General features: G+C 57.6%; 13 protein-coding genes. 7 read left to right on the top strand and 6 right to left on the bottom strand.

Going from position 1 to position 13438, the window contains the following annotated elements; all coding sequences use genetic code 11:
• Positions 1-582 precede the first annotated feature (582 nt).
• Both ACKLNI_RS01310 and ACKLNI_RS01305 read left to right on the top strand, forming a co-directional pair.
• Positions 583-1002, top strand: a complete 420-nt coding sequence (locus ACKLNI_RS01310; RefSeq protein WP_413717186.1) for a hypothetical protein — start codon at positions 583-585, stop codon at positions 1000-1002.
• 224 nt (positions 1003-1226) lie between these two features.
• On the top strand, positions 1227-1412 hold the full coding sequence (locus tag ACKLNI_RS01305) for a hypothetical protein (protein ID WP_413717185.1): 186 nt from the start codon (positions 1227-1229) through the stop codon (positions 1410-1412).
• A 184-nt stretch (positions 1413-1596) separates the two neighbouring features.
• On the opposite strand, the gene ACKLNI_RS01300 is transcribed toward ACKLNI_RS01305, so the two are convergent.
• From ACKLNI_RS01300 to ACKLNI_RS01290, 3 genes are read right to left on the bottom strand one after another with little or no spacing between them, the layout of a single operon-like run.
• Positions 1597-2172 (bottom strand): DUF2085 domain-containing protein, encoded by a 576-nt coding sequence (locus tag ACKLNI_RS01300; protein ID WP_413717184.1) that lies wholly within the window; start codon positions 2170-2172, stop codon positions 1597-1599.
• Positions 2169-3572, bottom strand: coding sequence for a WD40 repeat domain-containing protein (locus ACKLNI_RS01295; protein WP_413717183.1), 1404 nt, complete (start codon positions 3570-3572; stop codon positions 2169-2171). Before ACKLNI_RS01295 ends, ACKLNI_RS01300 begins: the two co-directional genes overlap by 4 nt.
• Complete coding sequence (locus ACKLNI_RS01290; protein ID WP_413717182.1) at positions 3569-5122, bottom strand: B12-binding domain-containing radical SAM protein; 1554 nt, start codon at positions 5120-5122, stop codon at positions 3569-3571. Before ACKLNI_RS01290 ends, ACKLNI_RS01295 begins: the two co-directional genes overlap by 4 nt.
• 471 nt (positions 5123-5593) lie before the next feature.
• On the opposite strand from ACKLNI_RS01290, the gene ACKLNI_RS01285 reads away from it, so the two are divergent.
• A complete protein-coding gene (locus ACKLNI_RS01285; protein ID WP_413717181.1) occupies positions 5594-5824 on the top strand; it encodes a hypothetical protein in 231 nt (76 codons plus the stop codon).
• Between the two features lie 167 nt (positions 5825-5991).
• On the opposite strand, the gene ACKLNI_RS01280 is transcribed toward ACKLNI_RS01285, so the two are convergent.
• From ACKLNI_RS01280 to ACKLNI_RS01270, 3 genes are all read right to left on the bottom strand, one after another.
• The gene (locus ACKLNI_RS01280) at positions 5992-6723 is read right to left on the bottom strand and encodes a DUF1868 domain-containing protein (RefSeq protein ID WP_413717180.1); all 732 of its coding nucleotides are present in this window, start codon (positions 6721-6723) and stop codon (positions 5992-5994) included.
• Between the two features lie 72 nt (positions 6724-6795).
• Positions 6796-7383: a metallophosphoesterase gene (locus ACKLNI_RS01275; RefSeq protein ID WP_413717179.1), complete on the bottom strand. Its 588-nt coding sequence runs from the start codon at positions 7381-7383 to the stop codon at positions 6796-6798.
• Between the two features lie 192 nt (positions 7384-7575).
• Positions 7576-9006, bottom strand: coding sequence for an alkaline phosphatase family protein (locus ACKLNI_RS01270; protein WP_413717178.1), 1431 nt, complete (start codon positions 9004-9006; stop codon positions 7576-7578).
• Between the two features lie 211 nt (positions 9007-9217).
• Here ACKLNI_RS01270 and ACKLNI_RS01265 point away from each other — a divergent pair, with 211 nt between their 5' ends.
• From ACKLNI_RS01265 to ACKLNI_RS01250, 4 genes are read left to right on the top strand one after another with little or no spacing between them, the layout of a single operon-like run.
• Complete coding sequence (locus tag ACKLNI_RS01265) at positions 9218-10261, top strand: ABC transporter ATP-binding protein (protein WP_413717177.1); 1044 nt, start codon at positions 9218-9220, stop codon at positions 10259-10261.
• Positions 10258-11115, top strand: coding sequence for an ABC transporter permease (locus tag ACKLNI_RS01260; protein ID WP_413717176.1), 858 nt, complete (start codon positions 10258-10260; stop codon positions 11113-11115). The genes ACKLNI_RS01265 and ACKLNI_RS01260 overlap by 4 nt, the downstream gene beginning before the upstream one ends.
• The gene (locus ACKLNI_RS01255; RefSeq protein ID WP_413717175.1) at positions 11109-11987 is read left to right on the top strand and encodes an ABC transporter permease; all 879 of its coding nucleotides are present in this window, start codon (positions 11109-11111) and stop codon (positions 11985-11987) included. The genes ACKLNI_RS01260 and ACKLNI_RS01255 overlap by 7 nt, the downstream gene beginning before the upstream one ends.
• A gap of 30 nt (positions 11988-12017) precedes the next feature.
• Complete coding sequence (locus ACKLNI_RS01250) at positions 12018-13142, top strand: ABC transporter substrate-binding protein (protein WP_413717174.1); 1125 nt, start codon at positions 12018-12020, stop codon at positions 13140-13142.
• Positions 13143-13438 lie beyond the last annotated feature (296 nt).

Below are 13438 nucleotides of genomic sequence, written 5' to 3'. Positions count from 1 at the left end.
ATAATGGGGGCGAAAAATCATCCCTGCGGCATGTCGAAAAAAATCGCGACGGGCCAGTCAGGCACTGGAGCCGTCAACTGGCTACGACCCCGACGGCAGTTTCCACCGACACCGGACGTGCCAGAAAATCGAGCTTATGACCGCAACGCGGACTAAGCGGTCCTTGCAGCAAATTACTTATGCGCGGAAATCAGATGGCGATTTGGCAAAAAGGGAACCCGCCCGTTCTTCCCATTTCCACTTAGTCTTCTGTCTAGCCTATCTGTCGGGGGTAACCGATAAGGGTTGTCTCGAATTAAGTTTCCGGAACGGACGCAGACGAGGATGCTTTTCTTTGCCGACGGAAAAAGGACCGCAGCATTGAGGACATGAGACAAGCCCTGTGCGTCGTGTAGGCGTAATTATGCGTTTGATATTAAACGATTTTACCGTAGAAACTGACTTGACAGTCACCTGAACACCCTGTCGAATAAAATTAAAACAGTACACTTCAGAGAGAAGCCAATTAAACGGCCAGTCCCAATGAAGTGGTCCGGTTTGAGTCTTGGTGCATGACAGGCGTCTGCACTGCGGCTGGCGCAGGTGAACCACTTCCTGGACTGGACGGTCTACGAGGGACATCGGGAGCGGAACCCGTTCCGGACGGTTCTTCTCGATCGGAAGGTCAGGCCCGCCCCGTACTCGGTGCTGACGGATGACGAGGTCAGGCAGCTTCTGACCTTCGCCGATGATCGGTTCCGGGACGTGATGCTGTTCTGCCTTCTCTCGGGCATGCGCTCCGGCGAGGCGGTGGGGCTGTTGCGGGATGACTTCGTTTCGAAGGGCAACCTCGGGCTCTTCACGCTGGTTCGGCCCAATCGGCTGCGACAGTTGAAGACGGATGCCTCGGAGCGGACCATCCCGCTGCATCCGGTTCTGCAGGATCGGCTGTCGTCTCTGCCGTCGGAAGGGCCTCTCTTTCCCCGTCTCTCGGTCAACGACGTCACCAAGGCGTTCACCTAGCTGCGGGAAGAGACCGGCATCGACCGGCCCGGTGTCGTGTTCCACAGCACCCGGAAGTGGTTCATCACCCAGTGCTAAAGAACCGGCGTCCCGGAGCACTTCACGGCGTCGCTGGTCGGGCACAAGTCGGCCCGCTCCGAGAACAAGCTGACCTACGGCATCTACTCGGCGGGTATCTCGGATGAGCAGAAGCGCTCCATCGTGGATCAGATCAGGCTGCCGGGATGACGGACCACACCCTGATCCCCGACATCGAAGCCTTCGAGGAAAGGGTCGCCATCGCGCAGTACGACGGCGGTCTTTCTCGTTCCGGCGCCGAAGACCTGGCCGCCAGAGCGCAGGGCTTCCGGGATCGCGATCACTACTGGCAGTGGCTGGCGGACTACGTCGTCAATCGCCGTCTCGGCTGAAGCATCACCTTGGCGGGTCCCTCAGGGGGCTCGCCGGGGGTTCTCTTTTTTTCGCCTGAGCGGTCGTTAGACGAGGCTCTCGCAAACAGGGTCGCGAAAGGAACTATTGATGGCCTCTGTATGTATGCCGATTGTTCATCCGCAGTCGGGAAGTGCCAAAAACCATCCTGCAAGCCCGTGGCCGTCAGGACGACCTGAAACGGCCTGTCTGGGCCAGGACGAGGACCACGGCTGCAGTCAACAGACTCGCGGCAAGGCTAAGCAGGCCAAGCAGGGTCGCTCCGGTCCAGAAAGCCCAGCCGAGGGGAAGGAACGCCGGGAATATCAGCGCCAATGCGACAAGCAGGAGGGACCATACAAAGCCTTGCGCGGTCGCGCTTCTGGTCCATCCGCCCGAGGCGCTGTCGGCCAGGGTCGCCGTCCAAATGTCCCGCGCGCCGCCGATGAGCCAGATCATCGTGATGTGTCCAGTGAACAGCCCAAGCGCAAGCCGCCAGGTCGGTCCGGGATCGATGATATGCCAGCCGCCCAGCACGATCAGGACGAGAAGCCCAAGGTGCAGGGCCACCATGCCACGTCCCGGTAGCCCCATCCGCCAGACCCCCGAAACGGTCAGCCAGAGGCCCGTGATCAGGGCTCCGAGGTACAGTCCCAGACAGCGCTGATCCACCGGAAGCAGATGGCCGTCGACCGAGAACGATCTGGCCGGGCTTTGACCGCAGATATGCGAAAAGAGTTCAAGGATTGCCTGTTCGGTCATTGCTGCGGCTCCCCGGTTGCGGTGTCGTTCTCGGTCTCTTCGTCGGTCTCGACCGGCAGATCTATGGGAACGGGAGGGATGTCGACGCGGAACAATTCCCGCCCTTGCGGCGTGAAGAAGACGATTGCGTCGGTCCGCCGGACTTTGGGGCCATCCTCGCCGGATTCCTCGGATATCAGATGTTTGAAGGCGACCTGCTGGGAGTCGAGCGTGTAGACGGCGGCGTCGAAAGAGTCTTCTTCTGACCCGTGTTCGAAGTGCTCCAGCACGATAAATTTGTCCGAAAGGAAGGTGACGTCTTCATCCGTAACAAGGGAGAGAAAACGTCCGTCAGGTGAAAGGCTAACGCTCCCCCCATTGATTGATCCTTCAACCAGCATTCGAGATGCCTGCAGAACGCCATTGGCATCGTAAGTGTCGAGGTAGGTCTTCCCATCGCCGGTCCCGAGAACAGCGACAGTGGTGTCATCCATCCAGAAAGCTTCCGAAAAGCTTGCGATATCATGTGCCGGTCGTATGTGTACCGCGCGTGACGCATCGGTCGCATAAAGGGAGAGGAGTTCTCCTTCGGCCTCGTAACCAACAAGCATGCTGCCGTCTGGCGACAGGGCGGCCCTCAAGGCGGTGCCGAGCACACGTGCCTTCCGTTCACTGAAATCCAGCGCGAAAATGAGTCCCTGAGCTGTAAAGAAGACTTCCGTGGCCTGTGGATTGAAGGCTAACTTGGAAAAGTAGTAATCAAACTCCGCGTCTCGTTCATTAAATATTGGTAGCGGAAATGGTACCCTGTCGACCAGCGCGCCGTTGGCCACATCCCTAAAGACCAGTTCGGCATCCACGAACGCGACCTCCTCTCGCAGAGCATCCGCTAGATCGGATTGGGTGTTGATCGTCGCGTTTGGCAGGTCCTCCCAGTCAACCGGGAAGTCAAAGGGCCTGTTTCCAGTAACGATCACGGGTTCGACAGTTTCTTCCTCCATAGCGGTGTCCGGTGAAACCACAGCCGTGTCATCGTCCGCGATTGCATCCTGCGAAGTGACTTCCGTGTCTGGGACAGGTTCAACGATCACGACAGCCTCTTCTTCCTCTCTCAAAGGGATCGGAATCCGCAGATATGCGATCTGGGTTGCATCGGGGCTGAAAACCGGTCCTCCAAGAATATGAGTCTCGCTGCGCTCGATTTCCCGAAGGGTTTTGTCCCTCTCAAGGGTCATGACCCGGAAGACATTGGTGGAGGGGCTACTTGGCTCCTCTGTCCGGTCCAAAATTGAGAACACCAAAGTGCCGGTCGGTGAAAAGGACATCGGGCTTTCGACGCAGGCCATGATGTGGCTGGCGATCACGCCCGCCGCGACGATCATCGCAAGTTTCGCTTTCCAGCTCCGGGCGGGTCTTGTCATGTGTCGTACCACTGTGGCTTCCTCGAATGCAGAGCCGGTTGCCGGCTGGTGGCATACTTCAAACGGTGAAAGAGACTCGTCGCGGCAATTCCGAACCCGTGCTTCAGGAAGGACCGGTGCAGACGGCGTTTCCTGCGATCGGGTTCCAGCAGGCAGGCACGGATCAGGTGCATGATGCGGCGGAACGTCGTGCCCAGCATGATGCGATGATAGATCGCTTCCAGTTCCCTGCGATCGAGCGTTGCCGTCTTCAGAACAGGCGTATGGTAGTTGTAGCTGGAGAAGTCGGTGGACGCGTCTCCCAGGGCGGACTTGTCCCCGTTTATGACATCCGTTCCCGGGTTCGGGGTCAGCGGAATGGCGAAACAGAAGTCCAACCCCAGCTCGCGCTGAAAGCCGACAAGCCGCTTCAGATCGTCTTTGGTGTCGCCCGGAAGCCCGTAGATCATCGAGCCGATCGTGAAGACTTGCGGGTAATGCTGCTGGAAGATCGAAATCGCCTCGCGGGTCACCTCGGCGTCATTGTTGTGCTTGTTCAGCAAGGCCAGACTATCTTCGTCGTCGCGTTCCACGCCGATCATCACCTGGCGCACCCCGGCACGAACCAGTTTGTCCAGAACGCCCGACTTGTGGTCGCGGATCACGCAATCGGAGCGCATCCATGCCGTGTGAATTGTCCTGGGATCGCCCCGCGCGTCCATCATGTCGGACGCCAGCATAAGTTCCGCCCATCCGTCTGACCATCGCGGCGAGACGTTGAAGGTAGGATCGACCCATCCGAAGGTACGTCGGCCAAACTCGTGATAGAGCCGGTGCACCGTCTCGAAACTGCGCTCGGGGCTTTGGGTGCGCACATGCGGCCTGACATCGTCGCTGCCGTCCCGGTGCTTGCCCATGTGCTTCCAGAGGATGCAGAAAGAGCAGTTGTCCGTGCAACCGCGCGAATGCTCGATGCTCACAAGGCCCGGGTGGTTCCGCGACCGGCGACCGTAGCTTTCCATGTCGAGAAGGTCGTAGGCAGGGAAGGGCAGCGTATCGAGGTCCTTGATCAGCGCTCGGGGCCGTGTCGTCCTGATCTGCCCGTCAGCGTCCTGGTACGAGATTCCGTTGACCTGAGGCCATGCCGTCCTGTCGCCGGCGTTTCGCACCAAATCGATAAATGTTTCCTCGCCTTCGCCGTGGACAACTGCGTCTACGACGCCGCTGGCGAAAGTGAAGGCCAGCGAATAGCAGTAGAAGTAGCCCCCTGCGACGACAAGGCAGTCGGGGTGGAGACGTTTGGCAAGGGCTGCAGCGCGGATCCCCTCGTGCGCCGAAACGGTTTCCTCACCGATCCCCAGAACATCGATCCGACGCGCCCGCAGTCTGTCTTCAAGCGTTTTCCAACCGATTTTCAGGGCGGGTGCATCGATCACTTCAACCGTGACCCAAGGCAGCGCATGTCGGACCGCTGCAGCGATAGAGATCAGCCCCAGCGGCTGCCAGAATGCCGAGGTTTCACTGTTGAAGGGCCACACGTAGCGTGGCGGACGCACCAGAACGACATGCATCACCCGGTCCTCCGTACTTTGCGGGACAGGAAGAACTTAACGATCATCCTAGGGACGAAGCCGCGCTTCTAGAATGACCTGTGTCAACGTGAACAAGTCCCTTCGAAGAGCCGGATTTCATCTCGGGCAAGGTCGGCCGGCAACTCTCGCTGGGGGCAACGGAGCAGGAGGCATGGCTACCCGTCAGACCCCTTTCCAAAGCCCCCGTCCAGCCCACTCTGCCGCCACCCGAGGCACCCTTTCGCCCCACGGATTGCCCCAGCTTCGACGCTCTCCGGGAAAAGCCGATAGGTTTCATCGCAGTTCTGGGAATCCTACCACCCCAGCCAGGCGAAGTTTCCTCTAACATCGCTGTAGCTTTCCGCTCGGAGCGCCCCGGAATGCCCCACGGGATGCCCCTGTGTCGGGTGGCACGGGTGCCCCGCCCGGCGAACCGGACGAGGCTTGATCAGGGACAGCTCAGAGGAACCGGTGATCCACTCCGCCGACCCAATTCTCCCAGTCATCCCGCTTGTTATCCGCCTGCGTCCCCAGCTCGAGATGTCTCGGGTTCACGCAGAGCCGGCTATGGCAGCGGTGCCGAACCACCCGATCCCGCCCGGCGATCTGCCCCTCCAGGACACAGTGGATGAACCGGTAGGCGTAGGTCTGGCGGCTGGTGGTGGATGGCCGCAATGCGAGGCGATCCGGACATCTGACTGAATGCCTCGGATGACCCTTGGGAGCCCAATCCGGTCGCTGGTTGCCAGTAGTTGCGGGCAAAGTTAAGAACTTTGAATTCGAAGATCTTCTGCCAGATGCTAAGTCAGGTTGCGCACATCTTCTGCTTCACGCGCTGCAATCGTAGGCTCCTGGCCCGCGCTGGACGTCTACTTTAATGCTTTCACCAACTCAAAGTGATGCATCGTGTCGAAATTGCAGAATTCCACAGGCCCGAGTTCAATCACGCCAATCGAACCCGTCAGTTTCTCGCCAAGCTCCGCGCTGAACGAAGTCAACTCCTTTGCTGTCTTTTCCGATAGCCAGTCGATCAGGTAGCCCAGCGTAATGTGGAAAACGTAGTCATGAAAATCGGCAAACTTGATTCCGGTGGCATCGCGCAGGACAACGCGGGTCCGCCGGAGATTAGCCTCCTCGCCGTCATCTGCACCGGACACCGTAATACTGTATCCGCAAAACAACCCATCCACCTTGATCCGGAACATGTTGGGAAGATGCAAGCTATCCAAGCGCTCTGCCAGTATCGTGGTAACTTCGTCCCGGGATAGGCCCTCGGGCACGTTTTCCGGCCAGCCGGTCTCCAGTGACATGTTTGGCGATAGACCTTGGTAGACCGTCATGTGGAAACTCGGTGGCGGAAGGAACGTGAAAAAGCGACTGAATTCGCTCTTCTTTAATTCCTCTTGAAGCTCTCGGATCGCCTCGAAGGCCGCGGATTTGCGGTTGACGTGGCATATAAAGGTATTCCCGGGCCAATACTGCACTGCGCCGTCGGGAGTGAACTTGCCTCCACAGTTAAGCAATGAGACGCCGGGCGGGCGGATCAATCCAGAGAGCCGTCCTGTCAGGTGTGAGATTTCATCGGGGCGCGTTGGAGCCATGTCAAAACTTCCGAAATGGGTTCATTTGCCTTCCATACCAGTCTATTGGACGGCGCAATATCGGACCAGCCATCATACCAATGGCCAGACGGTGACAGCCAAGCCCTTGCGATCGGGTGACAGAAGCCCAAAGACTGGGCCATTGGTCGGCGACGGCACTCCAATACTTCCCAGACTTGTGCAGGGGATGCTTTTCCACGTCAGGAACATGGTACGCTGGACGTGGCCGAAGAAAATCTGACGCACATTACGGTGCTTTCGCAACAGACTGAGAATATCATCCGGGTTTGACAGCTTGATCAGGTCGAGAACCGGATCGCCAATATCACATGGCGGATGATGCATGAACAGGCATTCATCTTCGCTTTCGGATAGCTGTTGATCTAGCCAGTCCAGCCTCGTAAGGCACAGGAAGCCCGAGTCTTCTCCCGGGGCAAGAGTGTCCAGGAACACGAGTCGAAAACTGCCAAACTGCACCGTCGACTGAATGAAGCCGCCGCTTGAACCGCTTTCGCCGGACACGCTGCGAAAGGCGTCTCTGTCGTCGTGATTGCCAAGCATGGGAATGACTGGAAATGGAAGCAAATCCAGTTTTTCTTTAGCCCATTGTTGGCGGCCGTCTCTCCAGCATCGGCAAGATCGCCGGTAATGACGCAGCATGTCGCCGTGGGACAATTCTCGGCCACTCGATCCAAACATGCACCGATCCGAACAACTTGGTCCATGGCGCTGGCGGATCCATCGGGGTCGCGCACATGCAGATCGCTTGCAAGGACTAGTTTCATTTGAGAGCCATCAGGCATTTTTACTCTGATCGAAAGCGCAGAACTCTGCTCGCCAAGACTTGATCACTCATGCCCGCCCGCCCTCGATCAAGTATTCGCGCCCGGCAATCCGCGAGCGAACCAGGCGCTGTTGGAAGGTTCCGTGACTTTCGTGCATTATCTCGATTTCGGCATGTTCCGATTCAGGTTCGAAGACGGGTAAAAAGCGCCCGTCGCATCGGAAGGTCGTACCAAGGAGTCCGAGGACCGTCGGGGCTATATCGATCAAAGACGCAGGCGTGTCGTCGCTCTCTTGGCGCCGGCCATCGGGAGCTGCAATGCCAAGCACTGTATTCATCTCAAACCGATTGAGCCCCCCATGCATGCCTCCACCAAGAGGTACGCCACCCGTGAAGACACCGATTCCGGGGATGCCGCCAGGTCCCGGTATCTCGTGCGAGCGCATAACGTAAAGCAAATCGGCGCTGCGGGCGTGAACTTGATGCACGGCGGCGGGTGAAAACGCCCCAGGCACCATTTCAGGGTCCGCGAAGACCATTCCTATCTCGTCCCGTTGCATAAGCCATTGGCCAAGATCGCGAACAAGGCCGAAATCATTGGCCAGCGGCCGCAATTCTCCCATGTTCCCGCCAGTGACCAATATCTCTGTGTCGTCGTTCGGCATTTCGTCTGCACGAAACCCGTCGGTGCGCAACAGTTGGACAAGATCCACTAACGCGCTGGTTGCGATCTGCCCGTGATCAGACAAGGCAATAACCGCCGTTTGAGAAGCATATGGCCCCTTTCTGACAGTATCTAGAATCTCTGCGAAGACTGCGTCAGCAGCGCTCATCACTTGATCGGTTCGCTCCGAGTGGATCCCGCAGAAATGAAACGAGGTGTCGGGCTCGGGCAGCCAGACGAGCGTAACGTCCGCCTGCTCCTTGGCGAGGGCAACCTCATTAGCAACACGCCCGGCATAGGCCACAACGTCGAACTTCGGCACGTCTTGACTGGGTAGCGGTCCACATGTCGCGAGAATACCGGGCACGATCTCTGGGGTCAGCGTGGCTCCTGCGCCATGCACCGAAAACGTCCTTTGTCCGTTCTCGCGGACGGCGTGGTTTATCAGCAGACCGGACCCGGCCGACCCGCAATGGATCGCCATCATGCTGCGCCCCTCAGCAGCAAGCCGTTGTCCGAGGCTGTCAGTACTGACAATCTCTCCCGTACGTTCCAAAAGCTGCAATAGCCGATCCACGCGTCCCGTATCCACCAAAGGACCGCGAAGATCCGAGTTGAGGTGAAACTGGTTGTTTACGATGCCATGTCGTCCCGGCCAGGCACCTGTCGCGAGGCTTGTTGTGCAAACTCGGGTAACCGACGGAAATACCGAGCGCGCATTTCGTAGCCAAAGATTTTCGGAAAGAAAGGCGTCGAGGGTCGGCATTCGACCCGCAATCATATCGGGGCGCAGCCCGTCAAAAATGACGATGACGACCTTTCGCGCTTTCGCCATGCTGCGACCCCTCCGAACGCTTCGGCTTTGCCGTATTTCTGATCTCATGATGGACCACCTTCGGAGCGGTCGCAATCTCTGCTGCACCTGACAGCATGCCGGCAAACCACATTCATTGTTTCGTTGCAATAACATGCTTTCTATGTTGAGAATTCCGTTGAGAAGGCTTTTGCCCGGTCACGGACAATGGTTTTCGAGGGGGGATCACATATTGACCGCATTGCGTTCGATCGATGTGAGCAAGGTTTTCGAAGACGGATTTACCGCTCTTGCCGACATCAATTTGTCCATCGAACCCGGAGAGTTCGTGACACTTCTTGGGCCTTCGGGATGTGGCAAAACCACGCTTCTCAAGATATTCGCCGGCTTCTATGCACCAACAACTGGACGGATTGAGCAGAACGGTGCGGATGTGACCAATGCGCCGCCGGAAAAACGTGACACGGCGATGTGCTTTCAGTCGTACGCACTCTTTCCTCATCTCACTGTCGCCGAGAATATTGAGTTCGGTCCAAGGCAAAACAAGATCGACCGCGCTGGGCGACTGGCCCGCGTGAACGACTTGTTACGGCAGGTCGACCTTGAGTCGCACCGGCAAAAACTGCCGAACAAGTTGTCCGGAGGCCAACAACAGCGAGTTGCGTTGGCCCGCGCACTGGCGATGCGACCCTCGGTTGTTCTGTTCGACGAGCCGTTGTCCAACCTTGACGCCAAGCTGCGCGAACAGGTCAGGCGTGAGATTCGCGGCCTTCAGCGCGAGTTCGGGTTTACAGCTATCTACGTCACGCACGATCAATCCGAAGCACTTGCCATGTCTGATCGGGTTGTGGTCATGAGCGGTGGCAGGGTGGAGCAGATTGGCAATCCAGAAGAGGTTTATCAGCGGCCCGAAACCGCCTTCGTTGCCGATTTCATCGGTTCGGCGAATTTGCTTCCGTTTACCCGGGTCGATGATCACGTCGTGGACACACCGCTTGGACGCTTTGGGGTCGCGACACCTCCGAATGCCGACGCCACCTTTCTTTGCTGGCGTCCCGAGGACGCGGAATTTGTATCGACAGAGGGTGAAAATGTAGTCACCTCCGACATCAGCGAGAGTGCGTATCAGGGCTCTTATACCGATCTGCATCTCTCTGTAGCCGGAGCGTCCGATCAACGGCTGCACTGGCCCGGAGGCGCATCGGGCATCGGAAAGAGCGTTAGGTTTCGATTGCCGCCCGATCGCATTCTCTTCGTGCGCGGAGAGCTAGATTGAATTGGCGCCGAACACTATTGATTTTGGCGCTGTTGACGCCGGGCCTCGGCGTAATCTTGTTGATGATCGGCTGGGTGACCTACGTCGCCATCATGCAGTCCTTTGGCTTCTACAGTCTCACTGAAGAGGGCTCCTTTTCACTAGAGCACTGGCAAAAGGTGCTGGGTTCAAAAGCCTTTTCGCGGTCGCTTAGCTACTCCGCCTATATTGCAACCGTGAGCGCGATCGGATCAGTCGTTCTTGCCTATCCGCTCGCGATCTGGTTGCGGCGACCGTTTAAAGGCTCTCTGGCCCTCGGTGCGGTTCTAAAGGCACCGTTATTCGTACCCGGCCTGGTGGCCTCGTTCCTCTTCTTGAACATGATTAATTACCACGGCATCGTGAATCAGGCGCTGATGTGGGTGGGCTTCACCGATCAGCCGATCCGGATGCAAAATGATCGCGACGCTTGGGGGGTGGTCTTTCTGCAAATATGGAAGAACATGCCCTTTGCCCTGCTGTTGTTGACCGGTTCGGTTCAGGCCATTTCGGACGAGGTGCTGGATGCTGCGCGTGATCTGGGAGCGGGTACTTTCGCGCGGTTCCGAAAAATCATCGCTCCACTGACGGTCAGTGCCATGCAGGCATCGTTGATTATCATTTTCATAGGAGCTGCAGGTGACTTTGCGTTTCAAGTAACGGCCGGTCCTACGAATGTGCAGTCGATGGCGCAGTACATGGTATTTCTAAAAGACAGCTTCGGGCGCTGGCATCAGGCCGCCGCCGTAGGTGTCAGTTTGATGGGACTGGCGCTACTCGGCTCTCTGCTGCTGGCGGGCGCAGCCCGTCTGCTGCTTAGGAGCAGCAAATGGTGAGCCTCGCAGATACTGGCTCCGGTTCGGGCACCAAACGCAGAATGCATTCTCGGTCGAACCTCCTGAACCGTATACTGCTTGGTCTATTGCTGATCGTCTGTTTCGTATGGTTGGTGATGCCGGCGATTTGGGCGGTGCTTTGGTCGCTCGTCGATCCCGAGACGGGTTGGGAATATCCGGATGTGCTGCCACCAAGCCTGACGCTAGAGCGTTGGACCGAGGTCTGGACCACGACAGCGTTGCCGCAGGCGATTGCCAATTCCTACATGCTGGCGCCGACCGTCGCGATCATCACGCTGTTGATCGCTTCACCCACTGCATACTGCTTCGCCCGGTTTGATTTTCCGGGCAAATCGGCGGCGCAGATTCTTACCCTGCTGCCTTTGGTGGTGCCGGGCTTCGTACTGGCCATCTTCTTCTCGTCCTTGATCTTCTCGCTAGGCATCTACTCGCGGTTCCTGTCGATCCTGATGGCGCATTGCGTCCTCTTTCTTCCCTATGCGATCCGCATCATGACCGTCGCATTTGGCAATGTACGCCAAGATCTCATTGACGCGGCGCGTGACTTGGGTGCTTCGCACTGGTCGAGGTTCCGCGTCGCCTATATGCCCGCGTTGTTGCCCGGCGTGCTTGCCTCGCTCATCATCGTCTTCATCCAGTCCATCGAAGAGTTCGCAATTGCCTTCATCGTCGGGGCGCCGAACTTCACGACCATTCCATCGATCCTCTACTCTTACCTCGGCTACAACTTCATTCGCCCAAACGCGGCGGTTGTGTCGTTGATCCTTGTTGTCCCGAATGTCCTTCTAATGCTCGGTCTGGAGCACCTTCTGAAATCCGCGAACCCGGCTCAGGCCGGTGTCAAAGGCTAGTACAGCCAAACTCAAAAAAGGGAGGAAACTATGATACGGAAACTGATTGCATCTGCTGCCCTGCTGGCCGCGGCCAGTGGCGCTCAAGCCGCCGACCCGACAGGTCTGCTTGAAAAAAGCTGGGATGAAATCGTCGCCCAAGCCAAGGAAGAGGGCCAACTCAACTGGTTTGTGTGGTATTTCCAGCCGGATTACCGAAAGCTGGCAGAAGATTTCACTGCCGAATACGGCATCACGGTAAATATCCCCGAGGGAACCCACGAGGGCAACATCGAGAAGTTTTTGGCCGAACGCAATCGCGCGCCCGGAGATATCGATGTGCTGGCAATGGGGTCGGATCGTGTGGATTTGTTCGACCCGAACGAAATGGCGCTGGGGCCGCTTACGGATGTTCTGCCGAACGGTCCCAAGATGCCAACCAACGTCGGCGGCTTTGACGGCCAGGGGTATGCTTTTGGGTGGTGGGGCAACCAGACAGGTGTCGCCTATGATCCGGAGAAGATTACACCAGCGGAACTGCCACAGACTGTCGATGATTTCGCCACGTACTTTTCCGCGAATCCAGGCCAGTTTGGTCTGAACTACGAAAACGGTGGTTCCGGCCCATCGTTCTTTACCCACATTGCGAGAAACCTATCCGGCATGTCCAACGACGATTTCCTCGATGGCGCGCTTTCGGACGAGAAAATGGCCTCGCTGCAGAACGGTTGGGACTGGTTCCTTGAGAACACCGACGGATATGTGATTACGGCCTCGAATACTGACAGCCTGCAGCGTATCTCACAGGGCGAGTTCACAATGGTCGCGGCCTGGGAAGATCATCTCTATGGTCTGCAAAAGAAGGGCGAGGTAAGTGATCGCATTAAATTCTACATCCCGGAGTTCGGTATGACTGGCGGCGGCAACTTCAACCTTGTTCCTGCCAACGCCCCGAATCCGGCGGCGGCTCTAGTGTTCATGAACTGGCTGAATAGTGCCGAAGTGCAGACGAAGCTGAACGAGGTTTTCGGTGCAGCCCCGATGCACCCGGACGCGGACGACAGCAAGGCGCTGGTGCCGATGGCTATGCGGGCCTACTCCGTGGTCTCGCCTGGCAACCCGTTCAACACAGAACTTCGGGCTTCCTTTGTCGAGAATGTTGCTCTGGAACGCTAATTGATCACGATGCCCCCGCTGTCCATCGGCGGGGACATCAGCCTTGGGATATCTCCCGTTAAATTTGAGGCAGAACAGACGGCCTGTACTTTGGTTGGCGCTGGAGTAGCGAGAACGGCCGCTGACCAAGCCGGTTTCCGAAAAGAACAGGGTCTGTGTCCTTCCCCCCTAGAACTGGGCCATTACTTTGGCCGCGAGAGGGGGATTGGGCATGGCGAGGAAGCGACATTCAGACGAAGACATCTTGAAGCTGCTGCGTGAGATTGAGCTGAAGCTGACGGCTGGTGGTGATGTGG

The sequence above is a fragment of the Silicimonas lutimaris genome, assembly GCF_047314965.1.
Lineage (GTDB): Bacteria > Pseudomonadota > Alphaproteobacteria > Rhodobacterales > Rhodobacteraceae > JAVJUV01.
This window is presented reverse-complemented; position numbering and strand designations above follow the sequence as displayed.

Coding starts and splice junctions, on each gene's coding strand:
- ACKLNI_RS01290 (WP_413717182.1), bottom strand. CDS start 5,122: ATGCATGTCGTTCTGGTGCGTCCGCCACGCTACGTGTGGCCCTTCAAC.
- ACKLNI_RS01250 (WP_413717174.1), top strand. CDS start 12,018: ATGATACGGAAACTGATTGCATCTGCTGCCCTGCTGGCCGCGGCCAGT.
- ACKLNI_RS01300 (WP_413717184.1), bottom strand. CDS start 2,172: ATGACCGAACAGGCAATCCTTGAACTCTTTTCGCATATCTGCGGTCAA.
- ACKLNI_RS01295 (WP_413717183.1), bottom strand. CDS start 3,572: ATGACAAGACCCGCCCGGAGCTGGAAAGCGAAACTTGCGATGATCGTC.
- ACKLNI_RS01270 (WP_413717178.1), bottom strand. CDS start 9,006: ATGGCGAAAGCGCGAAAGGTCGTCATCGTCATTTTTGACGGGCTGCGC.
- ACKLNI_RS01280 (WP_413717180.1), bottom strand. CDS start 6,723: ATGGCTCCAACGCGCCCCGATGAAATCTCACACCTGACAGGACGGCTC.
- ACKLNI_RS01275 (WP_413717179.1), bottom strand. CDS start 7,383: ATGCTGCGTCATTACCGGCGATCTTGCCGATGCTGGAGAGACGGCCGC.
- ACKLNI_RS01305 (WP_413717185.1), top strand. CDS start 1,227: ATGACGGACCACACCCTGATCCCCGACATCGAAGCCTTCGAGGAAAGG.
- ACKLNI_RS01255 (WP_413717175.1), top strand. CDS start 11,109: ATGGTGAGCCTCGCAGATACTGGCTCCGGTTCGGGCACCAAACGCAGA.